At 59.7% G+C, this 24,954-nt stretch carries 20 protein-coding genes; 14 read left to right on the top strand and 6 right to left on the bottom strand.

The annotated features are described in order from the left end of the window. Positions 1-19: 19 nt before the first annotated feature. The 10 genes from IB244_RS02730 (at position 20) to IB244_RS02685 (ending at position 12,472) form a co-directional block, all read left to right on the top strand. Complete coding sequence (locus tag IB244_RS02730; protein ID WP_018858448.1) at positions 20-1,027, top strand: ABC transporter permease; 1,008 nt, start codon at positions 20-22, stop codon at positions 1,025-1,027. A gap of 1 nt (position 1,028) precedes the next feature. After that, entirely contained in the window at positions 1,029-2,162 is a 1,134-nt protein-coding gene (locus IB244_RS02725; protein WP_018858447.1) for an ABC transporter permease, read from the top strand. Positions 2,163-2,172: 10 nt separating this feature from the next. Beyond that, entirely contained in the window at positions 2,173-3,840 is a 1,668-nt protein-coding gene (locus IB244_RS02720; protein ID WP_025661263.1) for an ABC transporter ATP-binding protein, read from the top strand. 21 nt (positions 3,841-3,861) lie between these two features. After that, complete coding sequence (locus tag IB244_RS02715) at positions 3,862-5,232, top strand: alpha-glucosidase/alpha-galactosidase (protein ID WP_018858445.1); 1,371 nt, start codon at positions 3,862-3,864, stop codon at positions 5,230-5,232. A 154-nt stretch (positions 5,233-5,386) separates the two neighbouring features. Continuing rightward, positions 5,387-6,313: an ArsR/SmtB family transcription factor gene (locus IB244_RS02710; RefSeq protein ID WP_192303082.1), complete on the top strand. Its 927-nt coding sequence runs from the start codon at positions 5,387-5,389 to the stop codon at positions 6,311-6,313. Between the two features lie 106 nt (positions 6,314-6,419). Then, on the top strand, positions 6,420-7,931 hold the full coding sequence (locus IB244_RS02705; RefSeq protein ID WP_192241314.1) for an alpha-N-arabinofuranosidase: 1,512 nt from the start codon (positions 6,420-6,422) through the stop codon (positions 7,929-7,931). Between the two features lie 245 nt (positions 7,932-8,176). After that, a complete protein-coding gene (locus IB244_RS02700; RefSeq protein ID WP_169683414.1) occupies positions 8,177-9,277 on the top strand; it encodes an ABC transporter ATP-binding protein in 1,101 nt (366 codons plus the stop codon). Next, entirely contained in the window at positions 9,270-10,205 is a 936-nt protein-coding gene (locus IB244_RS02695) for a carbohydrate ABC transporter permease (RefSeq protein WP_169683416.1), read from the top strand. The genes IB244_RS02700 and IB244_RS02695 overlap by 8 nt, the downstream gene beginning before the upstream one ends. After that, positions 10,202-11,053 carry a carbohydrate ABC transporter permease gene (locus IB244_RS02690; protein WP_192303081.1) on the top strand — a complete coding sequence of 284 codons (852 nt, stop codon included), beginning with the start codon at positions 10,202-10,204 and terminating at the stop codon, positions 11,051-11,053. The genes IB244_RS02695 and IB244_RS02690 overlap by 4 nt, the downstream gene beginning before the upstream one ends. Before the next feature lie 93 nt (positions 11,054-11,146). Beyond that, positions 11,147-12,472 (top strand): extracellular solute-binding protein, encoded by a 1,326-nt coding sequence (locus IB244_RS02685; protein ID WP_062376168.1) that lies wholly within the window; start codon positions 11,147-11,149, stop codon positions 12,470-12,472. A 92-nt stretch (positions 12,473-12,564) separates the two neighbouring features. Here IB244_RS02685 and IB244_RS02680 read toward each other — a convergent pair whose 3' ends face one another. Genes IB244_RS02680 through IB244_RS02655 form a run of 6 tightly spaced genes read right to left on the bottom strand, consistent with a single transcriptional unit; the run spans position 12,565 to position 19,323 of the window. Continuing rightward, the gene (locus IB244_RS02680; protein ID WP_409564046.1) at positions 12,565-13,845 is read right to left on the bottom strand and encodes an MFS transporter; all 1,281 of its coding nucleotides are present in this window, start codon (positions 13,843-13,845) and stop codon (positions 12,565-12,567) included. 8 nt (positions 13,846-13,853) lie between these two features. Next, positions 13,854-15,290 carry a M81 family metallopeptidase gene (locus IB244_RS02675; protein ID WP_192303080.1) on the bottom strand — a complete coding sequence of 479 codons (1,437 nt, stop codon included), beginning with the start codon at positions 15,288-15,290 and terminating at the stop codon, positions 13,854-13,856. Positions 15,291-15,298: 8 nt separating this feature from the next. Further along, complete coding sequence (locus tag IB244_RS02670; protein WP_192303079.1) at positions 15,299-17,218, bottom strand: beta-N-acetylhexosaminidase; 1,920 nt, start codon at positions 17,216-17,218, stop codon at positions 15,299-15,301. Positions 17,219-17,243: 25 nt separating this feature from the next. Continuing rightward, positions 17,244-18,020 carry an SDR family oxidoreductase gene (locus IB244_RS02665; protein WP_192303078.1) on the bottom strand — a complete coding sequence of 259 codons (777 nt, stop codon included), beginning with the start codon at positions 18,018-18,020 and terminating at the stop codon, positions 17,244-17,246. Between the two features lie 27 nt (positions 18,021-18,047). Continuing rightward, complete coding sequence (locus tag IB244_RS02660) at positions 18,048-18,911, bottom strand: MurR/RpiR family transcriptional regulator (protein WP_169683425.1); 864 nt, start codon at positions 18,909-18,911, stop codon at positions 18,048-18,050. 22 nt (positions 18,912-18,933) lie between these two features. After that, the gene (locus IB244_RS02655) at positions 18,934-19,323 is read right to left on the bottom strand and encodes a RidA family protein (protein ID WP_169683428.1); all 390 of its coding nucleotides are present in this window, start codon (positions 19,321-19,323) and stop codon (positions 18,934-18,936) included. A gap of 112 nt (positions 19,324-19,435) precedes the next feature. On the opposite strand from IB244_RS02655, the gene IB244_RS02650 reads away from it, so the two are divergent. The 4 genes from IB244_RS02650 (at position 19,436) to IB244_RS02635 (ending at position 24,604) form a co-directional block, all read left to right on the top strand. Next, positions 19,436-19,921 (top strand): hypothetical protein, encoded by a 486-nt coding sequence (locus tag IB244_RS02650; RefSeq protein ID WP_062376155.1) that lies wholly within the window; start codon positions 19,436-19,438, stop codon positions 19,919-19,921. Positions 19,922-19,940: 19 nt separating this feature from the next. Next, on the top strand, positions 19,941-21,401 hold the full coding sequence (locus IB244_RS02645) for a M81 family metallopeptidase (protein WP_192303076.1): 1,461 nt from the start codon (positions 19,941-19,943) through the stop codon (positions 21,399-21,401). A gap of 16 nt (positions 21,402-21,417) precedes the next feature. Then, positions 21,418-22,518, top strand: coding sequence for a D-TA family PLP-dependent enzyme (locus IB244_RS02640; RefSeq protein ID WP_192303074.1), 1,101 nt, complete (start codon positions 21,418-21,420; stop codon positions 22,516-22,518). Positions 22,519-22,921: 403 nt separating this feature from the next. After that, a complete protein-coding gene (locus IB244_RS02635; RefSeq protein WP_192303072.1) occupies positions 22,922-24,604 on the top strand; it encodes an arylsulfatase in 1,683 nt (560 codons plus the stop codon). The last annotated feature ends 350 nt before the right edge of the window (positions 24,605-24,954 follow it).

The raw sequence follows: 24,954 nt of genomic DNA, 5'->3' as shown, positions 1-24,954 counted from the left end.
AGGAGAAGCGAACCGTCCGATGTTACGATTCCTGCTCGTGCGCATAGCCTCTGCGATTCCGGTCCTCATCATTTTGAGCATCGTGACATTCGCGATCATCCAGGCTCCGCCCGGTGACTATGCCGACTACATCCGTTCGCAGCTGATCAATCAGAGTGGTGCCTCATTCGCGCAGGCGGATGAACAGGCCCAGGCATACCGGATCGCCCACGGCCTCGACCAACCGATGGTCATCCAGTACGTCAACTGGATCAAGGGCATCATTACCCGCGGCGATTTCGGCTACAGCATGTTCTACAACAAGCCTGTTGCCGATGTCGTGGCCGAACGCCTGCCGCGCACGCTGGCGCTGGCACTGGTCTGCCACATCTTCGCATCCGTGCTCGGCATCGGTTTCGGCATCTGGGCCGCAACCCGCCAGTATAGCTGGATCGACAGCCTTCTTTCCGGCATCTCCTTCCTTGGCATGACGGTGCCGCGCTTCCTGATGGCGCTGATCATCGTCTACCTCCTGGTCTTCCAGTTCAACGTCTCGGAAATCGGCAGCTTCTTCTCGCCGCAATTTGGCGGGGCGCCGTGGTCCTGGGCAAAGTTCGTCGATCTCGTCAGCCATGTCTGGCCGGTCGTCGCCATCGCCACCTTCGGCGGGCTCGCCTACAACATGCGTGTCATGCGCGGCAATCTGCTCGATACGCTGAACGCGCAATATGTTGAAACGGCTCGCGCCAAGGGCCTCTCCGGCAGTGCTGTTGTCATGCGCCACGCGGTGCCGAACGCGCTGCATCCGCTCGTTATGTATCAGGGCGTCGTGCTTCCCTACATGCTGACCGGCGAGATCGAGACCGCGATCATCTTCTCGCTGCCGACCGTTGGACCGGCGATCGTCGGCTCCATGGCAATCGGCGACGTCTATGTCACGGCCACCTTCATGATGGTGCTTTCCGCCACGCTGATCGTCGGCAACATCATCGCCGACATGCTGCTTGCCATGCTGGACCCGCGCGTCCGCCAGTACGGAGGAGCCTGACATGCTCGCCTTCGATTCAGCTCCTCCGCCACCGCACGAGGAAATCACCAAGCACCCGCATAACGGCAATGAAAGCTATCTTTCGCTCGTCTGGCGCCGGCTCCGGCGTTCCTGGACAGGCATGATGGGCCTAATCCTCGTCGGCCTGCTGCTCTTCATGGCGATCTTTGCGGATTTCTTCGCGCCGATGGATCCAAAGGCGACCGATGTTGGCTTCGCCCCGCCTCAGCTTGTCAGCCTGCGCGACAAGGACGGCAACTTCGCCTTTCCGCCGCGCGTCTATGCGCTCGGCGAATCCGAGGAACTCGATCCGGTCACGTTCCAGCCAATTGTCGGGCCGGACTACAACAACCCGCGCTATCTCGGCTTCTTCGTGAGAGGCGCTGAATACAGGCTCCTCGGCCTCATTCCTGCCGACCGCCACTTCTTCGGATCGGTCGATGGCCAACCGGTCCATTTCCTCGGAACCGACAAGTTTGGTCGTGACATCCTCTCGCGTGCCATCATCGGCTCACGCATCTCGCTGATGATTGCGCTGACCGTGGTCTTCATCGTCACCATTGTCGGAACAACCGTTGGCATGGTCTCGGGCTATTTCGGCGGAACCTTCGATGCATGGGTGCAGCGCTTCGTGGAAATCGTCCTGGCCTTCCCGCAGTTGCCGCTTTATCTGGCCCTGACGTCGCTGATCCCGGTCACCGCACCAACCAATGTGTTCCTGGCATTTGTCATTGTCGTCATGTCGGCACTCGGTTGGGCGCAAATGTCGCGCGAAGTTCGCGGGAAGACGCTGGCGCTCGCCCGTATAGACTATGTGCGCGCCGCCATGGCGGTTGGCGCCACTGACCGGCGCATCATCTTCCAGCACATCTTCCCGAACGTGATGAGCCACGTGATTGTTGCGGTCACCCTGCATATCCCGAGCGTCGTGCTGCTGGAATCGTTCCTCGGCTTCCTCGGCTTCGCCGTAAAGCCACCGCTGATTTCCTGGGGCCTGATGCTGCAGGATACCGCAAATTACTCCGTGATCGGGACCTACCCCTGGATCCTGGCGCCTGTCGGCTTCGTGCTGGTCACCGTCTTCGCCTTCAATGCACTGGGCGACGGTCTGCGCGACGCGGTCGATCCTTATTGAGGTGATGAAGATGGCTCTCTCACTCGTCAATTCCTTCGCTCCGCCGGTGCGCCACGACCACGAGGCGCATCAGGAAAAACCCGTCATCGACGCCCGCAATATCGGCGTCAAGTTCAAGGTCGAGCACGGCATCGTCGACGCGGTAAAGGATATATCCTTTCAGCTCTACCGTGGCGAAACGATCGCCATTGTCGGCGAATCGGGATCCGGCAAGTCCGTGACTGCCCGCACGGTCATGGGCCTTTTGTCCAAGCGTGCAACCGTCTCGGACAAGTCGAGCGTCCACTATGACGGCAACAACATCCTGACATTTTCGGAGCGTCAGCGTCGCAAGCTGCGGGGCGACCGGATCTCGATGATCTTCCAGGAGCCGATGAGTTCACTGAACCCGATCTACACGATTGGCAGCCAGATCATCGAAGCGATCCGTGTCCACCGCAAGATCAGCCGCAAACAAGCCGAGGCACGGGCCCTGGAGCTCTTGAACCATGTACAGATCCCCGATCCGGAAGCGCGGCTGAAGCAGTATCCGCACCAGCTGTCGGGCGGGCAGCGCCAGCGTGTGATGATCGCCATGGCTCTTGCCAACGATCCTGATGTGCTGATTGCAGACGAACCGACGACGGCGCTTGACGTCACCGTGCAGGCCCAGATCCTCAATCTCATTCGCAGCCTCCAGACGGAACTGCGAATGGCGGTGATCCTCATCACTCACGACCTCACGGTGGTGCAGAAGTTCTCCGACTATGTCTACGTCATGCAGCATGGTGAAATGCGCGAGCACAACACGACGGAGCGCCTCTTTGCCAATCCGCAGCACGCCTATACCAGGCATCTTCTTGGCTCCGAGCCGCGTGGGCAGGCCAATCCGTTGCCCGAAGGCTCTGACATTATCCTCGAGGCGCGCGACGTGAGGGTCTCGTTCATGATGCGCCACGGCAGTTTCTTCAAACCGCAATTGAAGGAACTGGTCGCCGTCGACAGCCTGAACCTGACGCTACGACGTCACGAAACGCTGGGTCTCGTCGGCGAGTCCGGCTCCGGCAAGACGACCTTCGGACAGGCGCTGCTGCGACTGAACGACCCTGATGGCGGAGAGATCTTCTTCGACAAGCTGCCGATCCATGGCAAATCCCGCGCCGAGATGCGGCCGCTTCGCTCACGCATGCAGGTCGTCTTTCAGGATCCTTTCTCCTCGCTCAACCCGCGCATGACGATCGGCCAGATCATCGAGGAAGGGTTGGTCGTCAACCAACTGGGCGCGACCAGGGCAGAGCGGCTTGATCGTGTTCGCGAGGCGCTGATTGCGGCAGGCATGCCGGGCAATATCCTGTCGCGTTTCCCGCATGAATTTTCCGGCGGCCAACGCCAGCGCATCGCGATCGCTCGCGCCATTGCGCTCGAGCCGGAGTTCATCCTGCTCGATGAACCGACCTCGGCGCTCGACCTTTCCGTCCAGGCCCAGATCATCGAACTGCTTCGCAAGCTGCAGGACGAGCGCGGCCTCAGCTACCTCTTCATCTCGCACGATCTCAAGGTCGTGCGCGCCCTCTGCCACCGTGTGATCGTCATGCAGCATGGCAAGATCATGGAAGAGGGCCCCGTCAACGAAGTTCTCACCAATCCCAAGACCGCCTACACGGAACGGCTCGTCAAAGCCGCTTTCGAAGTCGCCTGATTGCACATGCCGGAGGTTATAATGGCAAGAAATCCAAAGATTACGTTCATCGGAGCTGGCTCCACCGTCTTCATGAAGAACATCGTCGGCGACGTGCTGCAGCGCCCGGCGCTGTCGGGTGCGACCATCGCCTTGATGGACATCAACCCGCAGCGGCTTGAAGAAAGCGCCATCGTTGTCAACAAGCTGATCTCGACGCTTGGCGTCAAGGCCAAGGCGGAAACCTATTCAGACCAGCGCAAGGCCCTGGCTGGCGCCGACTTCGTCGTCGTCGCCTTCCAGATCGGCGGCTACGAGCCCTGCACAGTGACCGACTTCGAAGTCCCGAAGAAATACGGTCTGCGCCAGACGATTGCCGATACACTTGGCGTTGGCGGCATCATGCGGGGCCTGCGAACAGTGCCGCATCTCTGGAAGATCTGCGAGGACATGCTCGCTGTCTGCCCCGAGGCGATCATGCTGCAATATGTCAACCCGATGGCGATCAATACCTGGGCGATCGCGGAAAAATATCCCACGATCAGGCAGGTCGGTCTCTGCCACTCCGTGCAGGGCACAGCAATGGAACTGGCCCACGACCTCGACATTCCCTACGAGGATATCCGTTACCGTTCGGCCGGCATCAATCACATGGCCTTCTATCTGAAATTCGAACATCGCCAGCCAGATGGCTCCTACAAGGATCTCTATCCGGATCTCGTGCGCGCCTATCGCGAAGGCCGTGCGCCGAAGCCCGGCTGGAACCCGCGTTGCCCGAACAAGGTCCGTTACGAGATGCTGACCCGTCTCGGCTACTTTGTCACTGAAAGCTCGGAGCATTTTGCCGAATATACGCCTTACTTCATCAAGGAGGGCCGCGAGGATCTGATCGAGAAGTTCGGCATTCCGCTCGACGAATATCCGAAGCGCTGCATCGAACAGATCGAGCGCTGGAAGGGGCAGGCCGAGGCCTACCGTTCGGCCGACAAGATCGAGGTCAAGCAGTCGAAGGAATACGCGTCCTCGATCATCAATTCGGTATGGACGGGTGAGCCGTCCGTCATCTACGGCAACGTCCGCAACAATGGCTGCATCACGTCGCTGCCGTCCAATTGCGCCGCCGAAGTGCCGTGCCTCGTTGATGCATCCGGCATCCAGCCGACGTTCATCGGCAACCTGCCGCCGCAGCTCACGGCACTCATGCGCACCAATATCAATGTCCAGGAGCTGACGGTCCAGGCGCTGATGACGGAAAATCGCGAGCACATCTATCATGCCGCCATGATGGACCCTCATACAGCGGCCGAACTCGACCTCGACCAGATCTGGTCGATGGTGGACGAACTGCTCGCCGCCCACGGTGACTGGTTGCCCGCATGGGCGCGCACCGGCCGCAAGGTTCAGGCCGCCTGACCATCTCTCTCCCGGTCACGGCCCCAAGAGGTCCCGCGGCATCGCCGCGGGACTTTTGCTATCGGGTAGATAAAGTCGAGGGCCCGATTGATTAAATCAATATCTCTGATATAGAACCAATTGCGTAATCTTGTCCTGTGCCGATCGGAGCCCCATGAGCCGCAGCTTCCTTGTCGTCGACCCCGAAGAGGGTATGTCTATCCTCAAGGGACTGGCATCGCCGGCTCGCGTGGCGGTGTTGAAGCTTCTGCACGAGAAGGGCGCGCTCAACGTCAACGAAATAGCTGATATCCTTGATCTGCCGCAATCCAGCGTGTCGACCAACGTCCAGGTGTTGGAAGAGGCGGGGCTTATCCACACGGAAACCCAGAAGGCCCGCAAGGGCAATCAGAAGGTCTGTCGCAGCGTTTATGACGAGATCCTGGTGGTCTTCAAGAATGAAATCAAGGAAACTGAACCAGACGCGATCGAGGTATCGATGCCGCTTGGTCTCTATACGAGCTTCGAGGTGACGGCGCCTTGCGGACTTTGCTCGGCCGACGGCATCATCGGGTTGCTCGATGTACCCAATACCTTCCTTGATCCCGACCGCATGAAGGCGGGGCTCATCTGGTTCACACGCGGGCATGTTGAATATCAGTTTCCCAACAATGCGCGATTGACGAATACCAGCATCCGCGAAATCGAGTTCCTGATGGAGCTAAGCTCCGAGGTTCCCGGTACCAGCGCCGACTGGCCCTCCGACATAACCCTGACGGTCAACGGGGTCGACATCGGAACCTGGACGTCTCCGGGTGATTTTGGCGACAAACGCGGCGTATTCACCCCGGATTGGTGGAAACTGAAGGGATCGCAGTACGGCAAGTTGAAGAACTTCCGCATCAATGACGACGGCGCCTTTGTCGATGGACTGCGCATTTCCGAGATCACGCTCGCTGACCTGAAGCTCGACGAACATCATTCGATCCGCTTGCGCATTGGTGTGCGCGACAACGCCAAACATCCTGGCGGCATCAACATCTTCGGGCGCGGATTCGGCAATTACGACCAGGACATTCTGCTGCGTCTCAAGACTCGGTAAGTCTGTCCGATTTTCTGCATTTTGGTCTTGACCACGCCCCGGGCTTCCGCTTTATTCATCTCAAATTGTGATACAAATCACAAATGACGATACAGTGGAGGATCTCATGAAGGCCGCGGTTACAGCGCACAGCAAATACACGATCTCGGACATCGACCCGCGCCTTTACGGCTCGTTCATCGAGCATCTCGGTCGGGCCGTCTATACGGGCATCTACGAGCCGGATCATGCCACCGCCGACGAGAACGGCATGCGCCGGGACGTCATCGATCTCGTCAAGGAATTGAATGTTCCGATCGTACGCTATCCCGGCGGCAATTTCGTCTCGGCCTACAATTGGGAAGACGGTATCGGCCCCAAGGAAGACCGTCCGACTCGCCTCGACCTTGCCTGGCATACATCCGAAAGCAACCAGGTCGGCATCCACGAATTCGCCGATTGGTGTGTCTCGGCGAATACGGAGATGATGCTGGCCGTCAACCTCGGTTCGCGTGGTCTCGACGAGGCGCGCAACTTCCTCGAATATGTCAATCATTCTGGCGGCAGCGAGTGGAGTGACAAGCGCATTGCCAACGGAAGAAAGGAGCCCTGGGACGTCAAGCTCTGGTGCCTCGGCAACGAAATGGACGGACCCTGGCAGATCGGCCACAAGACGGCGGACGAATATGGCCGTCTGGCACATGAAACCGCCAAGGCCATGCGCGCCTTTGACAGCTCCCTCGAACTCGTCGTCTGCGGCTCGTCCAACGCACACATGCCGACCTATCCGGAGTGGGAGGCAACGGTCCTCGACCACACCTACAATGAGGTCGACTACATCTCGCTGCACATGTACTTCGAAAACCGCGCAAAGAACACGGCCAACTATCTCGCCCGCAGCATCGAACTGGACAATTACATCGGCACGGTCGCAGGCGTCATCGATTACGTCAAGGCGAAGAAGCGCTCGGCAAAGAACGTCTATATCTCCTTCGACGAGTGGAACGTCTGGTACCACTCCAAGGAGCGCGACAAGGCAACGCTTGCCGGCGCCAATGGCTGGCCGCATGCGCCGGCCCTTCTGGAAGACGACTACAACTTCGAGGACGTGCTCCAGGTTGGCTGCATTCTCAACACCTTCATCAATCGCGCCGATGTCGTCAAAATTGCCTGCCTGGCGCAGCTCATCAACGTCATTGCACCCATCATGACGGTCCCGGGCGGCCCGGCGTGGCGTCAGACGATCTTCTATCCCTACTATTTCGCTTCCGTCTACGGGCGTGGAACTGCGCTGAAACTGATGGTCGACAGCCCGAGCTACAAGGTCGACGACCTTGGAGATGTGCCCTACCTCGACGTATCGGCGGTCCATGATGCGGACAAGAAGACGGTGACCTTCTTCATCGTCAACCGCCACGGAACCGAGACGCTCGATCTCGATGCGAGCCTCCTCGAATTCGGCGCCTTGCGGGTCATCGACGATCAGGTCGTGGCCCATGCGGATCTCAACATCACCAATACCGCCGACAAGCCCGACAACGTCGTGGCGAAGGCCGTCACGGGCACCAGCTTTGCCGATGGCAAGCTCAGCGCCAGGATCGCGCCACTCTCCTACAGGATGATCCGCCTGCAGGCATAATATAAATCCGCTTTGCTGATACATATCAAACGATGTGTTGACAAAGCAATTGTATGATTTAACGTCAGCGCACCGGTTTTGACGTGCCACTGGGAGGAAGAGATGGGAGCGACAGCTTCTGTTCTGGCACTATCACTGACTGAGGGACATTCGCCGATAAAAGCGGATGCATACTCGCTCTCAGCATGCCTGCCATGTGTCCATATCGGTTTTTCGGGTTCTGACTGCAATCCAGGAGCAGCCGGATGACCGCGAATATCGAAATCCAGAATGTCACCAAGCGCTACGGCTCGATGACCGTCCTCGACGGATTGTCACTGTCGATCAAAGCCAACGAGTTCCTGGTTTTCCTGGGGCCGTCGGGCTGCGGAAAATCGACGCTGTTGCGCATGATCGCTGGGCTGGAAAGCGTGGATGACGGCACGATCTCCATCAATGGCGAGCGCATCGACACGTTGCCGCCCGGTCAGCGCGACATCGCCATGGTGTTCCAGTCCTATGCGCTCTACCCGCACATGACGGTGGCCGACAACATGGCCTTCGGACTGCGCAACATCAACCTATCGAGCGATGTGATCTCGAAGCGAATTGCCGAAGCAGCCCGCATGCTCGAGATCGGCCACCTCCTGGAGCGCAAGCCCGGCCAGCTGTCCGGCGGCCAGCGCCAGCGCGTCGCCATTGGCCGCGCCATCGTCAAGGAACCGAAGGCGTTCCTCTTCGACGAGCCGCTGTCCAACCTCGATGCGGCGTTGCGCGTTCGCACCCGCGTCGAACTCGCCCAGCTGCGCAATCGGGTGAGATCGACGATGATCTTCGTGACGCATGACCAGATCGAGGCAATGACGCTCGCCGACCGCATTGTCGTCATGAACAATCGCAAGATCGAGCAGATCGGAACGCCGATGGAGATCTACTCGCGTCCGGCCAGCCGTTTCGTCGCCACTTTTGTCGGTTCTCCGACCATGAACTTCCTGACCGTCGCCCTGTCGGAAGAAAACGGTTTCCTGCGCGCAAAGCTTCCCGACGGCACGCAACTCAAGACCGCCATCCGCGCAGCTGGGGTCAAGGGTGGCGAGTACTCTCTGGGCATTCGTGCAGAGGCCGTCAAGCTCGCCAACGGCGTTGCTGCGACGACGACGGGCAAGGTGGATGTCCTCGAGCGTCTTGGTGATCGCACCCTTCTTTATACGCGCCTCAAGGATGGCAGCGTCGTCATTGCCGAGGACATCGGCAACAGCCGCGTGGCAATCGGCGACGAGGTGGGGCTGACGCTCGACGGGACGCGCACGCATCTCTTCGATGATGCCGGTCACGCCTGGCACAATGAGGAGGCCGGTCATGGCTGAGGCCGCACTCGATCGTGCCGAGGCGACGGCTGCGGCCGCCGAACGGCGCAACATCCAGAACATCAATGCGCCGCAATGGCGCAATGCCCTCTTCGTCGCGCCCTATCTCCTCGTCTTCGTGGCCCTTCTCGTCGTGCCGCTCTTCTGGGGCATCTGGCTGAGCCTGCACAAGGCGGACGCCTTCGGCGTCGGCAAGTTTGTCGGCCTGACCAACTATATCCGCCTCTATAACGACCGCATCTTCCTGCAGGCGATCGGCAACACCTTCTATTTCGTCTTCCTGACGGTACCGGCGCTGGCGATCATCGGCCTGCTTCTGGCGCTGGCTCTGAACCGCCGCACCCGCACCGCCGCCGTGCTGCGCGCCTTCTATTTTTCCTCTTCGGTCCTGTCGGTGACGATCGTGACGTTGATCTGGCGTATCGTCTTCATCGGCAATTTCGGTTTGCTGGCGACGATCTACGGCTGGTTCGGAGCGACTGCGCCCGCTTTTCTCTCTGATCCGCGGATTGCCATGATCGGCATTGCGATCGCCACCGTCTGGTGGTGCATCGGCCTGCCGATGATGCTCTTCCTTTCGGCCCTGCAGCAGGTGCCTGGCGAGATCTACGAGGCGGCAGCTCTCGACAATGCCAGCCGCTGGCGCACGCTCTGGTACATCACGCTGCCCTCTATCAAGCGCACCTTCGTGCTCGTCGTCATCATCCAGATCGTCTTGCAGTTCCAGCTCTTCGGCCAGGCGCGGCTGATGACGAACGGTGGCCCCAACAACGTCTCCAAGCCGGTCGTCCTCTACATCTACGAGGCCGCTTTCACCAAGTGGGACCTCGGGCTCGGTGCTGCCGCTTCCGAAGTCCTGTTCATGATGATCCTGATTGCCGCCATGGCGCAGTACATCGCCACGCGGCGCAAGGGAGAAGAGGGATGAGCGGATCTGTCTCGGGCAATATCGTCGGCCGCACCTTGGGTGACCGCATCATCCTCGGCCTGGTGATCGCGCTGGCCCTCGTCATGGTGGCGCCGGTGGTCTGGGTGGTGGCGCTCTCCGTGAAGGACAATAAGGAACTCATGCTGGACATGAACTCCGTCTTCCGCGCGCCCTACACGATCAAGAACTATATCGATGTCATCGGCACCTCCTCGGTTTTCCGCTGGGTGTTAAACAGCACCATCGTTTCGGGCGGCCTGACGCTCGCGACGCTGGTCCTTTCCTCGCTTTCCGGCTATGGCTTCGCGCGGCTGAACTTTCCTTACCGCAACGTGCTTTTCGTCATCGTGCTGCTCGGCCTTGCCGTGCCGGAACAGGCCGTGCTGATTGCCCGCCAGCAGATCTTTGGCTGGCTGAAGCTCCACAACACCTATCCGGGGCTGATCCTGCCGGGGCTTTCCGCACCCTTCGGCGTCTTCCTGATGACGCAGTATTTTCGCGCCATCCCCAAGGAGCTGGACGAGGCGGCCCTGCTCGACAACGCCAGCCGCTTCAAGATCTTCTGGAAGGTGCTGTTGCCGCTCACCATTCCGGCACAGGCAACGCTTGGCATCTTCACCTTCTTCAGCGCCTGGAATGACTATCTCTGGCCGCTGATTTCAGGCACCCGCAAGGAGATGTTTACGCTGACCGTCGGGATCGCCTCGACCCAGATGAATTTCGCGCAGTCTCAAGGTCTCGGCTTCCTGATGTCCCAGGCAGTCTTCGCCAGCGCGCCGATCCTTATCCTTTACCTGTTCTTCCAGAAATACATCGTGACGGCCGTATCCGGCACCGCCGTGCGCTAGGGCTGGCGACAGAGACCACGTTTTAAGTGCAACCGGCTCCCGAGGAGGGGGCTCACGTCAAGGGGTGGGGAACCCCAAAGAGGAGGAGTTGGAATGACGCATACTTTCAGAAAATACATGCTTGCGGCGGCCTCGGTGATTGCCCTTGCCGGCGCAAGCCCGGCCTTTGCCGCCACCGAACTGACGGTTCAGCGCTTCTTCGGCGCGTGCGATGCCGACTTCGGCACCAATACCGATGTCAGCAAGGCTGTCGGGGAATGCGGTATCATCACCTCGCTTATCAACAAGTTCAACGCGGACAATCCGGATGTGCATGTGACGGTGACGACCGTCGAATGGCCGGGTTATGACCAGCTGACGGCACAGTTCGCCGCCGGCGACCCGCCGGATATCGTTACTATCCACCAGTCGGTACTGGCTGACTATCAGTCCAAGGGCCTGCTGATGCCGCTGGACGACGTCCTGAAGTCCGTTGGCGTTGCGTCTTCCGACTTCACCGATGCCAGCTTGAACGGCGTGACCAAGGACGGCAAGATCTACGGTCTGCCGATCGACAACTGGACCATGCTGTACCACATCAACTTGGACCTTTTCAAAAAGGCCGATCTCCTCAACGCCGACGGCACGCCGAAGTTGCCGACCAGCGTTGATGAACTCATGGCTCAGGCCAAGCAGTTCAAGGAAAAGACCGGCAAGCCATACTTTGTCCAGAACCTGGCGAACGAAGTCGCGCTTTATACCCGCAATCTTTATACCTACCTGTTCCAGCAGGATTCGAACTTCTTTGCCGATCCGAAGCAGGTGAAGATCAATACGCCCGAGGCCAAGAAAGTCCTCGAGATGTACAAGGCGATCTACGACAACGGTTATACCACCAAGGATCTTGACTATGCGGCCGGCATCAACGCCTTCCTCGCAGGCGAGGGCGGCGTTCACCTGAACGGCACCTGGGTCATCGGCGACTATACGGCATCCTCCGAAAAGGCAGGTACCGCGCTGAACGCCGGCGGCTATGCCGTTTATCCCTATCCGCAGCTCTTCCCGGGCAAGAAGGCGCAATATGCCGACGGCCACAGCTGGGCAGTGTCGCAGAAGGACCGCAGCGACGAGCAGACAGCTGCCATCGGCAAGTTCCTGAAGTTCTTCCACGACAACGACTTCGACTGGTCGCGGACCGGCCACCTGCCAGCTGTCAAGGCGGTTCTGGCTTCCGATCAGTTCAAGGCTCTGCCGCATCGTGACACGATTTCAGCAATCGCCACGCTCGGCACTCCGCTGCCGTCGACCGTCCAGCGCCAGTTTGCGATCCAGGACATTATCGGCCAGGAAATGAGTGCTGCGATCACCGGTCAGAAGGAGATCGATGCAGCGCTCACCGATATGGAACAGCGCATCAACGAGTTGCTCGCCAACATCTGAGGCTTATTCTCCCAAGCCAAGAGAGCAAATGCCCGCCGCGGTCCGCGGCGGGCATTTGCAGTTGAAGGGGGCTGGTTGGAGATATGCCGGTCTCAGCGCCGTTTGTCTCCGTCAAAGAAAAGCAGCAGGAAAAGCCCGCAAAGCCCTGCTGCAGCACCGATGATTGCCGTACCGGAATAGCCGCTGACGCCAGTGCCGATCGCAAAGAGAAGGGCGCTCAGCCCCGCGCTGACAAAGATGTTGACGGATATCAGCGCACTGCCAAGGCCCGGCCGCTCAGCGATCAGATCCTGCAGGTAGGTGATCGGAATGCTGATGAGTGCTGCCGCGCCGACACCACTGATGAGGGTCAAGGCGTAAACATGCCATGGCGCAGAGGCAAAGCCGAGCAACAGAAGGTACACGACATAGATGATCGTGCCGATCGCCAGCGCCGTAACGTGGCTCATGATCCGTTGGGCACGGCCCCAGACGACGATGAAGACCACCTCGAGCAGGGCAACGATGCCAACCAGGATCCCGATATCGCCGACCGTCCCGTGTGCGGGGCCCGTAACGATCAGTGGCAGGATGGCACCGTTCACGTGAAGGGTGCTGCTGATGAGCGCCACCGCGATCACGCGGACGAAGACGCGAGGTGAGATGACTTCTGCGAGTGCAGCAAGATAGGAAAGATGATGCGTGGCTGCATTGTCGGTTCCGCTCTGGCGTGGCAAGAACGCGGCGATCAGGCAAAGGCACACCAGGCAGGCAAGGCTTGCGAAGAGATAGGCGGGCAGCATGCTTGTTGACCGCGACAGGAGTATACCGACAAGCCCTGGGACCAGCACCCAGGAGAGTGAAATCATCGCTCTCACGCCCGAGTTTACCGTCGCCACGTCACCGCGTGGCATCCCGTTGGTGGTGGCGCGCACATTGGCAAAGAGCAGGGAATTGAGCGCGTTGTAGATTGGCAGGAGCAACAGCGCACTGAGGACAAAGGTTGCCTGTGCCGGAAAGACGTAGACCGCGCCATAGCCGAAGATGCCGAACACGGCGACCGACAGCATCAGCCTGCGGAACTCACCAAGTCTGTCCGCCAGATTGCCGAGCAGGATGCTGACGGTGACATTGACGGCTGCTGCAGCAAAGATCAGCGCCGAGTACAGGCCATTGCTCAGGCCAAGCTCGCGGATCGCAATGACAGCTTGATATGGCGAGGTCGCCGCGCCGGCAAAGCCAAAGGCGAAGATCGCAAGCATGCTGACCCGAACTGTCGGGTTGCGGAATACATCAGGCAGAAAACGGGTCATGATGGGTCGAGGGAAGGAAATCAACCGGCGATGCGGATCGAGACGCCTTAACAGGTTCGACGCGAGGCCGAAACCTGCCAGGAAAAAAATCAGTCTTTCCAGCGCGCCGAAAGGCGTGCCTGCGGCATATAGGCAAAGTCGCGGTCAAAGGGAAAGACCGGCCGGATGCGTCGTTTGCTCACCAGAGCTTCGATGTCCTGGTTCACCACCCCCTCAGTCAGGGCCATCAGGTTGGGGTTGGCGATCGGCGCAAGTTCCGGAGAGAGGTAGCCCGACTTTACCACCAGCATGCGCACTGACTTTGGATCGAGCCCAAGGCGCGTGAAATCGGCGATGTTGTGATAGGGCCGTCGGCGGCCAGCAAGCACGACCATAATCCCTCCGGTCCGCACCACCGCCTGACGCTCGTCAAAGGCGCCGGGATCATCGAGGAAGACAACCTCTGCTTCCACGTGGACAGGCGAGCTCGACGGGTCAAGCGTCGCACCGATATCGAGCCCGATCCTTGCGCTCTTGCCGGCGGCAAAGCACGCCTCGACAGCCGGCCGATCCGTAATGCCAGCAAGCAGCGCCCCGTCAAACCGCCGCTCCAGCAAAGCCTTGAGAACATCAGCGCGATCCCCGACACCGCCGCCTGTCGGATTGTCGGCGGAATCCGCAAGGATCACAGGCGCTGTAGAGGCTTCCTCCGCCAATTCAAGCATCTGTTCGAGCGGCCCGGTCACCGGCCCAAAAACAAAGTTTTCCCGCGCATTCCAATAGGATGCGGCGATCTCTTCAGCTGCCCGTGCTGCCGCCTGTCTGTCGGTCGCTGTGACAACCGCGCAGGCGCTCGCCCGCGGTTCGTCCGCCCAGACATAGCCGATCATCAGATTTGCATCGAGAATGCCGGCGCGCCGGTCGATGTCGGGCAGCGCCTTGTAAAGGCTTCTTGCAGGCTCGTCCTCGGTCGAGGTTCGCTCGCCCGGCCAGAGCACCGGCACCGGTGTCCAGGCTACACCGGGTCGTCTGCCGGATCTCAAGGCGTCCACAAGCATCGACCAGGCACGTATCATTGTGTCCCTGACGTCGATGTGCGGTGCGGTGCGATAGGCCGCGAATATGTCGAGTTGGTCGACAATCTTCTGACTGACATTGCCATGCAAATCATAGCTTGCAGCGACCACGCAGTCCGGACCGACGGCGGAGCGGGCCGCCGCGATCCAGTCGCCTTCGGCATCCTCCATGCCCTCGACATTCATGGCGCCATGCATTGCAAGGTAAAGCCCGTCGACCGGCAGGACAGCCTTCAATCGATCAAGAAACTCCGCCTTGAACGCCTCATATGCAACAGCGGAAACCGGGCCGCCGGGCACTGCGCGCGCGTGAAGTAGCGGGAGATGTTCAACCCCTTCCGCTTCGAGAAAACTGAAATAGTCGGAAGCAAGGAGATCGGCTGCACGCAGAACGCGAAAATCGTCGACCGCCATCAGCACCGGCGAATAGGTGCTGCATTCCGTATGAATTCCGCCAACCGCAATCCGCATCGCCGGCCTCACAGTTTTGGGCTAAGGGGAACGATCGCGGCGAAGCGATGCCAGTCCTTCATCGCCCGCGGCGTCCACGCCGCCTCGGCAATTGCCGGCAACCTTGGGAAGACCAGCCGGTTGAAATAGCCGCGCGAGAGAAAGTGTTCCGACCAGATACAGGCCTGAACGCCCTTCATCCTGTCCTTCAGTTCCTCCGGAAATTCACCTTCTGCCTCATAGGCATAGGTGTGGGCCGGCGGCACTGTCCCGGCCCAGCTTGCACCGGGCTCCTGAAAGGCCTCCGCCTGCACCATGTCGAGATAGTAGGCTTGGCCAGGGGTCATGACGACCTCGTAGCCTTGTCTGGCGAGATCGATCCCGACCTGCGGGTTCTCCCAAGCCATCAGCAACGTGTCTGCGGCGGCGACACCGCCGCCATGGGCCACTTCGTTCCAACCGGCCAACTTGCGACCACGCGCGTTCAGCATGTCCTTCACGCGCTTGAGGAAATAGGACTGCAGCGCAAACGTTCCTGAAATCCCTTCCTTCTCCATCAGCGCCTTGGCAAGCGGGGAGGCAAGCCATGAGCCGTTCGCCACCTCGTCACCACCGATGTGGAGATAGGAAGAGGGGAAAAGCTCGACCATCTCGTCGAGCACGTTCTCGAGAAATTCGTAGGTCCCGGGCACGGCTGGATTGAGCGCGTTGTTCGGATAGCCCTGCACGGAGTGATAGCTGTCCGGCGCCTCCTGCCCGTCGGACAGATCAGGCAGCGCCGTCAAGGTGGCCGTGCTGTGGCCCGGAATATCGATTTCGGGGATGATCTCGACGTTCAAGCCTGCAGCGTGAGCGACAATGTCGCGAACGTCCTCCTGGGAATAAAAGCCGCCAACCGGCTCGGCACTGTTGCCGAGTTGAGGCAGGAGCGGCTCATCCGGCCCCCGCAAGACGCCTGTCGTCGTCAGTTCCGGATAGGCCTTGATCTCAAGTCGCCATGCCTCGTCGTCAGTCAGATGCCAATGGAAGATGTTGACCTTCAACCAGGCAAGGATGTCGATCAGGCGTTTGATATCAGCGACCGGATAGAACTGCCTGGAAACGTCGAGATGGCACCCCCGCCAACCGTATCGCGGTTTGTCGGAAATTGTCCCGGAGACGGGAAAGCGGAACGTCTGTGGATGGCTGCGGGCGCCGTGCAGGAGTTGCGAAAGCGAAGTCAGCCCGTATTGACGTCCGGCAGCATCGGCAAAGGATAGCGTGATCGTCGTGGGCGAGAAGGCAAGCTTGTAGCCGTCCGGAGCTATCGTCGGATCAACCGAAAACTGCAGGGCCCGGCCCTGCGGCGAGGCCACGAGATTGTAAGGTGCGTGGTCGCTCTCAAAGAGGCGCCGGAAGAGCGAAAGGGCAGTTGAGACGGCGCGCATGTCGTCAGCCGAGGATCCTTCGGCGGGATAGAGAACGACAGGAAAGCCATCGCCGGGCCTGGCGTCGATTTCTGCCGGCCATGGCTGCAACGAGAATGGAAGCGTGAGCCTGCCTTCCGGGAGAAGCATCGGCGGCGGTTCATTGACGCGACCTTCAAGCAGCAGATCGGACACTCCAACCGTGACATGCTTGCCATCAGCAAGCGTCACATAGGCGGACTTGGCGCCATCGGTGCAGTGGCGCGCGGGCCTGTGCAGGCCACTGACGGTGAAAGTCCAACTCTTGCCCGGTTCGAGGACGAAGTCGGTTGGCGGTGCAAACTCGTGAAAATTGGCATTGCGGCGCACAAAGGTGGCATTGTCGCAGGCCTTGGCATCGATGACACGCGTCAGCGAGGTGTAGACCAGCGTGAAGCCGGAAAGCGCAACATCGGAAAGATTGAAAAGGGAAAAGCTAAAGCGGCCGTTCGGGCCACCATCCGGCTGCCACGAACTTTCCAGGCGGTAGGGCGCCACAGTCATATCTGTTCCTCTCTTGCTATGTCTTTCAGTAGTGCTCGGATTGCGAAAAGGTACGGGCAAGTTCCGCCTGACCGGCGGTCAGGCCGCAGTCCACCGGCAGGCAGACGCCGGTGATGGCGGCGGCCTGCGGGCCAGCCAGAAATGCAACGGCATTGGCGACATCCCGGGGATCGACAACCCGCTGCAGCGGGTACCAGCGGCGCGCTTCCTCAAAGACATTAGGATTGGCGGCAGCACGCGCCTCCCAGGCCTGCGTACGCACGGTGCCGGGCGCAACCGAATTCGAGCGGATCCCGAGCTTTCCATATTCCACCGCAATCAGTTTGGTCAGATGCAGCAGTCCGGCTTTCGCTGCGCTGTAGGCAGGATGGCCGAAGACGTTCATGCCGTTGACGGATGCAATGTTGACAACCGAGCCCTTCGCCGCTTCGAGCTGTCCCTCGACGGCGCGGAAGCAGAGGAACGCCGCCTCGAGATTGAGGGCATTGTCCATCCGCCAGATCTCGGCCGTGGTATCGTGCAGGCTGACGGCGCGCGCAGCACCGGCATTGTTGACCAGCGTCCTGACGGCACCGAGCGTCGCGGCACGCTTCGCCATCTCGGCAACACTTGCCTCGTTCGTTACATCACAGCCACACGCGATGAAGCGTTCGGCCGCGCCCAGCGTGCGGGCGGCCCTCTCGGCGGCGGCAAAGTCGATGTCGACCATCAGGATGGTATCGTGATCCTCGGCAAGCCGCTCGGCAATCGCACGGCCTATGTCACCCGCAGCACCGGTCACGATTGCTACCGTCTTTGTCATTCTCTACCCCTCTTTGGCATGGAATGGTCAGTCCCCGAGCAGTTGCCGGTCATCGCCATCGCGGTGGGCAACGAGCTGCTGCTTGATGCGGCGCAGCGCCACTGCCGCCTTTGGCTGGATGGCATAGGCGACGAGGCTGGCGAGAATATCGACCGCCGCCAGATAGGCGATGCGCGTGGAGGTGGGCCGGAAGATATTGTTGCCCTCTTGCAAATCGATCGGCACGACGATTTCGGCTGCTTGCGCGACCGGGCTATTGCTCTGGGTGAGCGCGATCGTCGTCACCTTCGACTCGCGCGCAAGAGCGAAGGCACGCACGAGCTCGGTGTTGCGCCCGGTGAAGGACGAGCCGATCAGCACGTCGGTCTGCTTGGCGGCGGCGGCCATCATCAATTGCATGCCGTGATCGGAGCTTGCGGTGACATGCAGGCCGAAGCGAAACAGGCGGTTTTGCAATTCACTGGCAATCATTGATGAATTGCCACCAGAGCCGAAGGCATAAATCATGTCGGCGCGTGCAAGTCGCCCGGCGGCAAGCTCGATGGCAGCAAGATCAAGTGAACGATGAAGCAGGAAGAGAGCGTTCTGCGCCTTTGTTATGATGTCTTGCGCGACATCGCCCGGATTGGTGCTTTTCGGCTCAGGTTTCAGGTACCGCATCCCGACATAGGCTGTTCGGGCAAGCTGGACCTTGAAATCGGAGAAGCTCTCGCAGCCAAGCCGCCGGCAGAAACGCGTGACCGTCGGCGGCGATACGTCAGCCTTTTCGGCAAGCTCGATGATCGAGGCGTTCACCGCGAACTCGAAGTCATTGAGAAGGATATCCGCGATACGGTTTTCCGAGGGCGAAAGCCGGGGCTTCTCTTCCTGCAATGTAGAGAAAATGTCCAACCGAGCTCTCCCGTCGTTTGCGCTATTGATCCTTCGGCTTATACGCTACGCAGTCGATTTCAACCTTGCAGTCGACCATCATCGATGACTGGACGCAGGCGCGCGCCGGCGGGTGGTCGCCGAAATATTGCTGATAGATGGCGTTGAAGGTCCAAAAGTCGCGAGGGTCGTCGAGCCAGACGCCGCACCGCACCACATGCTCGACGCCGTAGCCGGCTTCGTTGAGAATCGCGATCACGTTCTCGATCGTCTTGTGCGTCTGCGCGACGATGTTTCCATCAATGATCTCGCCATTGTCCATGGCAACCTGGCCGGAAACATAGAGCCATCCGTCTGCTTCGACGGCGCGGGCAAAGGGGAGGGGCTTGCCGCCGGCACCTTTTTGAACCGTGCCATAACGCTTGATGGACATTGGTCGATCCTTGCAAATTATTTTCGTATTAAGTTGACAAGTCACCATAGAAAGCCGAATTTGACCAGCGAAAAACAGCATTCATGAAAAGAATTTCAATGCGGGGGAGATAATGCGCGATCCTTTCAAAAATCCGTTTCCTGCTTCGGACGCTGCCCGCCACTCGATCTGGGAGATGCTGGTAGCGCGCGATATCGACGCATTCCTGGCTGCCGACTGGTCGATGGTCGAGCATGATTTCGTCGAGGAAGGCTTCCTCGGCATCGACGGACGCAAGCAAGTCAGCCCCGACAAGTGGCGCCTGGCGTTTCCGACTTTGTCGGCCTACCGTGACGAGTGGCTGCGTCAGGCACGAGACTTTGCAACACAATCCTTTTCTGAGGACACCCGTAGCGCCATCTTCACGACCACCACGCTTGAGGACATCGAGATCGAAGGTGAAATGGCGCTGGTGCGCAAGAAGTTCGATGGCGGCCTTACGAAGGCCGATGGTACGCGTGATGTGATGCAGTGGCAGACGCTCTATTATTGCCGCCTGCATGAAGGCCGCTGGAAGATATGCGGCTTCACCGGCTACCTGCCGAACCCGATGGGCTGATCAACACAAAGGCAAACCCTTGCGCATTTTTACGGCGGCGCTCGCAACCGAGACCAATACGTTTTCCCCGATCTGCGTCGATCGGCGGGCGTTCGAGGCGTCCCTTTATGCGCCCCCAGGGCAGCACCCGGAAACCCCGACCCTCTGCACGGCGCCAATCACCGTAGGGCGGCGTGTTTGCGCCGAGAAGGGATGGGAGCTGATCGAGGGTACGGCGGCGTGGGCGGACCCGGCCGGACTGGTGAACCGCTCGACCTATGAGGGGCTTCGCGATGAGGTGCTGACCCAGCTTGAGGCCGCGATGCCGGTCGACGCCGTTATCCTCGGCCTGCACGGCGCCATGGTCGCAGCCGGCTACGAGGATACTGAGGGCGACATATTGGCGCGTGTACGCGCGATTGTCGGACCTGATGTCCTTGTCTGCGCCGAACTCGATCCGCACAGTCATCTTACAGCCAGAAGGCTGCAGGCCGCCGACTTCTTTGTCTACTTCAAGGAGTTCCCGCACACCGATTTCGTCGATCGCGCGGAGGATTTATGGCGCATTGCCAGCCAGACGCTGGAGGGTCGATCAAAACCGGTCATGTCCGTCTTCGACTGCCGGATGATCGATGTCTTTCCCACCTCGCGCGATCCGATGCGCTCCTTTGTCGACAAGATCATGCGGCTTGAGAAGGAGGACGCTGATATCCTCTCGATCTCGGTCATTCACGGCTTCATGGCAGGCGACGTGCCGGAAATGGGTACGAAGCTGCTTGTCGTCACCGACGACAAACCGGAGAAGGGTGAAGCCCTGGCGCGTGAACTCGGCCTCGAGCTGTTTTCGAAGCGTGGTACCTTCATCATGCCGCAGATCGACGAGATTGAGGCCGTAACGCAGGCAGTCGCAGCGACGTCCTGGCCGGTCGTCGTCGCCGACGTCTGGGACAATCCGGGCGGCGGCACTGCCGGCGATGCCACCGTCCTGTTGCAGGAACTCCTTGCAAGGGGTGTGAGAGATGTTGCGATCGGCACGATCTGGGACCCGATGGCGGTGCAGATCTGCATGGCGGCGGGAGAGGGGGCCGAAATTCCCCTGCGCTTTGGTGCCAAGTCCGCACCCGGCACCGGCAACCCGGTCGATGGCGTCGTCAAGGTCGTGAAGCTCGTCACGAATGCTGAGATGCGTTTCGGCGAGAGCTTTGCGCCATTCGGCGATGCAGCGCACATCGTACTCGACGGCATCGATATCATTCTGAATTCGACCCGCGCCCAGAGCTTCGACCCAAGCCTTTTCTCGGTCATGGGCATCGATCCGACGTCCAGGAAGATCCTGGTCATCAAATCGACCAATCATTTCTACGCATCCTTCTCCAAAATCGCTGCGGAGATCATTTACTGCTCTGCCGGAACGCCTTATCCCAACAATCCGGCCAAGACACCCTATCGTCGGGCGCCGAAGAACATCTGGCCGATGGTCGAAGATCCCCACGGCCGCTAGCGCGGAGAGCCGTCACATGCAGCAAAATTCGTTTGCCGTCGTCGCCAAGCCGGGCGACAGGGTTGCCGACCTTTCAACGCCGCGGCCGATCATCGATGAGGAGCGACTGGCGGCAAACATTGCCCGCACGCAGGCCTACATGGACAGGCACGGCCTGAATTTCCGTCCGCACATCAAGACGCACAAGATCCCCGCGCTTGCCACCGAGCAGATCGCGGCAGGTGCCAAGGGCATCAATTGTCAGAAGATCAGCGAGGCGGAAGTGTTCGCCGCGGCCGGCTTCGAAGACATCCTGATCACCTTCAATATCCTTGGCGCGCAAAAGCTCGAGCGCCTTGTCGCGCTCAACGACAGGATCTCGGGTCTGAAGGTCGTTGCCGATAGCGCCGTGACGGTCGACGGACTGTCCTCTACCTTTCAATCCCGCAAGCCGCTGACCGTTCTTGTCGAATGCGACACTGGTGGCGGGCGCTGCGGTGTCCAGACGCCTGAAGAAGCGAAGAACCTTGCCAAGCGCATTCACGATGCGCCGGGCCTTTCCTTCGGCGGCCTCCTCAACTACCCGAAGCCCGCTTCCGCCGAGGCTGTGCAAGCGTTCCTCGGCAAAGCGCTACTGCTCTTGAACGCTGACGGCATTGCCTGTCCAATTGTCAGCAACGGCGGCACGCCAAGCCTGTTTGAGGCGCATCTCGTGAGCGCTGCGACCGAGCACCGCGCTGGCACCTATATCTACAACGATCGCTCCATGGTTCGTGCCGGCCACTGCAGCGAGGCCGACTGCGCCATGCATGTACTGGCAACCGTCGTGTCGCGCCCGACCGCAGATCGCGCCGTCATTGACGCCGGATCGAAGGCCCTGACGTCCGATCTGCTTGGCTTCTCCGACTTCGGAACAGTCGTCGGCTATCCCGAGGCGGTGATTGCTGGTCTGTCCGAGGAGCATGGCGTCATCGACCTTTCAAAATGCGGCGACAAGCGTCCTGAGATCGGCGAGAAGATCCGCATCATTCCCAACCATACCTGCGTTGTTTCCAATCTCTTCGACACGATGGTGTTTCATCGTGACGGCGTGGTCACGCGCGTCGAAAACGTGGCTGCGCGCGGTCTTGTCTGGTAGGGCCTTAGGTGCAGGGCCTTAGGTGCAGGGCGTTGGGTGCTTTCCCTATCAGCCTCGGTCGTGTGGAGGTTTGCGTGCTCGCAACCTCTTTGGTGCGCGCAGACAGGAGAGCTCGCGACCCTCAATCTGGCGGCGAAAGCCAAAATGTGTAATACTCGTTCTGGACGACCGCAGTCTTTGATGCGGGCCGTTAGAACGAATGTGTCATTGCCGCCACCGACCCCTTCGGTGGCGCAAGTGCTATCGCCGCCCTATGGCGAGTCATTCGAAGCAGCATTGACTTCCAACAGGCCCACGCCGGCGGGCTATGCCACGCGATTCTTCGGATTGCATCCGCAGGAGCGCCGCCCTTTGCGTTGGGCGTGAATTGTGATTCAGGCAGATTCAAGAAAGGGTACATGCCATGAACAGCATGAGAAACCTTTGCTTTGGTCTATTGGCTTCCGCACTGACATCCGCGCTGGCTGCGCCGACTGTTGCGCAGCAGCAGGCAAAACCCAATATCCTTGTGATCATGGGCGATGACGTCGGCTGGTTCAACCTTGGCGCCTATCACCGGGGCATCATGTCCGGGAAGACGCCCAATCTCGACAAGCTCGCATCCGAGGGCTTGATGTTCACCGATTACTATGCCGAGGCAAGCTGCACGGCTGGCCGGGCGAGTTTCATCACCGGTGAAATTCCGTTGCGCACCGGCTTGACGACTGTCGGCCAGGCGGGCGCGGATGTCGGCATGCCCGACAAGGCGGCGACCCTGGCCACCGTCCTCAAGACAGAAGGATACGCCACCGGACAGTTCGGCAAGAACCATCTTGGCGACTTGAACAAGTATCTTCCGACATTGCATGGCTTTGACGAGTTCTTTGGCTATCTCTATCACCTCGATGCGATGTCAGACCCCTATTGGTATTCGTTTCCGAATGACCAATCCTACCGGGACAAATTCGGTCCGCGCAATCTGGTCCACAGCTTCGCGACCGATACCGACGACACGACCGAACAACCGCGCTGGGGCAAGGTCGGCAAGCAGAGGATAGTGGACGAGGGCCCCCTGGCACCCTATCCCGACATGTCCAAGGTGCCGAACATGCATGACATCATGCCCAAGGCCAAGTACGACATGGGCACGTTCGATGAAGTGCTGGTCAAGGCTTCGTGCGACTTCATGGACAAGGCCAAGACCGATAACAAGCCGTATTTCGTCTGGCACAACACGACGCGCATGCACGTCTGGACTTTTCTGTCGCCCAAGTATCAGGCTCTCATGAACAGCGACAGCAACTATGGCCTCGAGGAAGCCGGCGTGGCGCAGCTTGACGATAGCGTCGGCGCTCTTTTGAAATGTGTGGAAGATGCTGGCGAGACCAGCAACACGATCGTCGTGTTCACCACTGACAACGGGGCGGAGGTCTTCACCTGGCCAGACGGCGGCATGACCCCGTTCAAGGGCACCAAGGGCACCGTGATGGAAGGCGGCTTCCGCGCGCCAGCCATCATTCGGTGGCCGGGCAAGGTCAAGCCTGGAACGGTCGAGAACGGCATTTTTTCAGCGCTGGATTGGTTCCCGACGCTAGCAGCGGCAGCCGGCAATACTGACATCACCGACCAGTTGCTGAAGGGTGTGCAGCTGGGCGACAGAACCTACAAGAACCATCTTGACGGCTACAATCAGCTGGACCTGCTGCTCGGCAAATCACCGTCCGCACGGCATGAATTCTTCTATTTCGGCGGCCCTGCTCTCGGGGCAGTTCGCATTGACAACTTCAAGTTCCAGTTCTTCCAGCAGCCCCAGGGCTGGCCCGGTGGAAAGGTAACGACGGACATGCCCACCATGGTCAATATCCGTCAGGATCCGTTCGAGCGCACCCCGTCGATTGGCGAGCAAAGTCTCAATGACCTTGGTGGAGGATACATGAATGACTTCTTTGCCCGCGAGTTCTGGCGGTTTGTCAGCGTTCAGGACGAGGTCAAGAAACTCGCCCTGACAGCGGTCGATTACCCGCCAATGCAGGATCCGGCTTCCTTCAATCTGGATGCGGTCAAGAAACAGATAGATGCCGCTATCAGGAACAAGCCGGGCAACTGACGAATAGAACTCAAGCAGCGGGCAGCCGGCAAGGGCTGCCCTTGCTGTCCGCGCAAACAGGATCATCGTATGACGCCGAGCCAACACCGTCTGCGAGGTCCGCATTGCCTGAGGCGAGGCACGCTTTCCATTGGCTGCAATCGAGAAGCACCCCGGCAAGATGACCTGTGATGCCAGACGCCGCGCCTTCCTTTGGTGTAGGACACTTGACCTTACGCGATTGAAAAGCATCTTCTTTTGTGTGGGCGTTAGGCACGCGGGAGGTCACGTCGATGAGAGTTTCGGTTGCATTGGGAATGGCAGCAAGTCTGTTGGCAATATCGGCGGCCGAGCCGCCCTGGCAATGGCAG

Source organism: Rhizobium sp. RHZ02, from assembly GCF_014851575.1.
GTDB classification, from domain to species: domain Bacteria; phylum Pseudomonadota; class Alphaproteobacteria; order Rhizobiales; family Rhizobiaceae; genus Rhizobium; species Rhizobium altiplani.
This window is presented reverse-complemented; position numbering and strand designations above follow the sequence as displayed.

Excerpts from the sequence above, each read along its gene's own strand:
- IB244_RS02675 (WP_192303080.1), bottom strand. The coding sequence starts at position 15,290 with ATGCGGATTGCGGTTGGCGGAATTCATACGGAATGCAGCACCTATTCG.
- IB244_RS02670 (WP_192303079.1), bottom strand. The coding sequence starts at position 17,218 with ATGACTGTGGCGCCCTACCGCCTGGAAAGTTCGTGGCAGCCGGATGGT.
- IB244_RS02655 (WP_169683428.1), bottom strand. The coding sequence starts at position 19,323 with ATGTCCATCAAGCGTTATGGCACGGTTCAAAAAGGTGCCGGCGGCAAG.
- IB244_RS02665 (WP_192303078.1), bottom strand. The coding sequence starts at position 18,020 with ATGACAAAGACGGTAGCAATCGTGACCGGTGCTGCGGGTGACATAGGC.
- IB244_RS02685 (WP_062376168.1), top strand. The coding sequence starts at position 11,147 with ATGACGCATACTTTCAGAAAATACATGCTTGCGGCGGCCTCGGTGATT.
- IB244_RS02650 (WP_062376155.1), top strand. The coding sequence starts at position 19,436 with ATGCGCGATCCTTTCAAAAATCCGTTTCCTGCTTCGGACGCTGCCCGC.
- IB244_RS02725 (WP_018858447.1), top strand. The coding sequence starts at position 1,029 with ATGCTCGCCTTCGATTCAGCTCCTCCGCCACCGCACGAGGAAATCACC.
- IB244_RS02700 (WP_169683414.1), top strand. The coding sequence starts at position 8,177 with ATGACCGCGAATATCGAAATCCAGAATGTCACCAAGCGCTACGGCTCG.
- IB244_RS02640 (WP_192303074.1), top strand. The coding sequence starts at position 21,418 with ATGCAGCAAAATTCGTTTGCCGTCGTCGCCAAGCCGGGCGACAGGGTT.
- IB244_RS02705 (WP_192241314.1), top strand. The coding sequence starts at position 6,420 with ATGAAGGCCGCGGTTACAGCGCACAGCAAATACACGATCTCGGACATC.
- IB244_RS02690 (WP_192303081.1), top strand. The coding sequence starts at position 10,202 with ATGAGCGGATCTGTCTCGGGCAATATCGTCGGCCGCACCTTGGGTGAC.
- IB244_RS02720 (WP_025661263.1), top strand. The coding sequence starts at position 2,173 with ATGGCTCTCTCACTCGTCAATTCCTTCGCTCCGCCGGTGCGCCACGAC.
- IB244_RS02730 (WP_018858448.1), top strand. The coding sequence starts at position 20 with ATGTTACGATTCCTGCTCGTGCGCATAGCCTCTGCGATTCCGGTCCTC.
- IB244_RS02635 (WP_192303072.1), top strand. The coding sequence starts at position 22,922 with ATGAACAGCATGAGAAACCTTTGCTTTGGTCTATTGGCTTCCGCACTG.
- IB244_RS02710 (WP_192303082.1), top strand. The coding sequence starts at position 5,387 with ATGAGCCGCAGCTTCCTTGTCGTCGACCCCGAAGAGGGTATGTCTATC.
- IB244_RS02695 (WP_169683416.1), top strand. The coding sequence starts at position 9,270 with ATGGCTGAGGCCGCACTCGATCGTGCCGAGGCGACGGCTGCGGCCGCC.
- IB244_RS02715 (WP_018858445.1), top strand. The coding sequence starts at position 3,862 with ATGGCAAGAAATCCAAAGATTACGTTCATCGGAGCTGGCTCCACCGTC.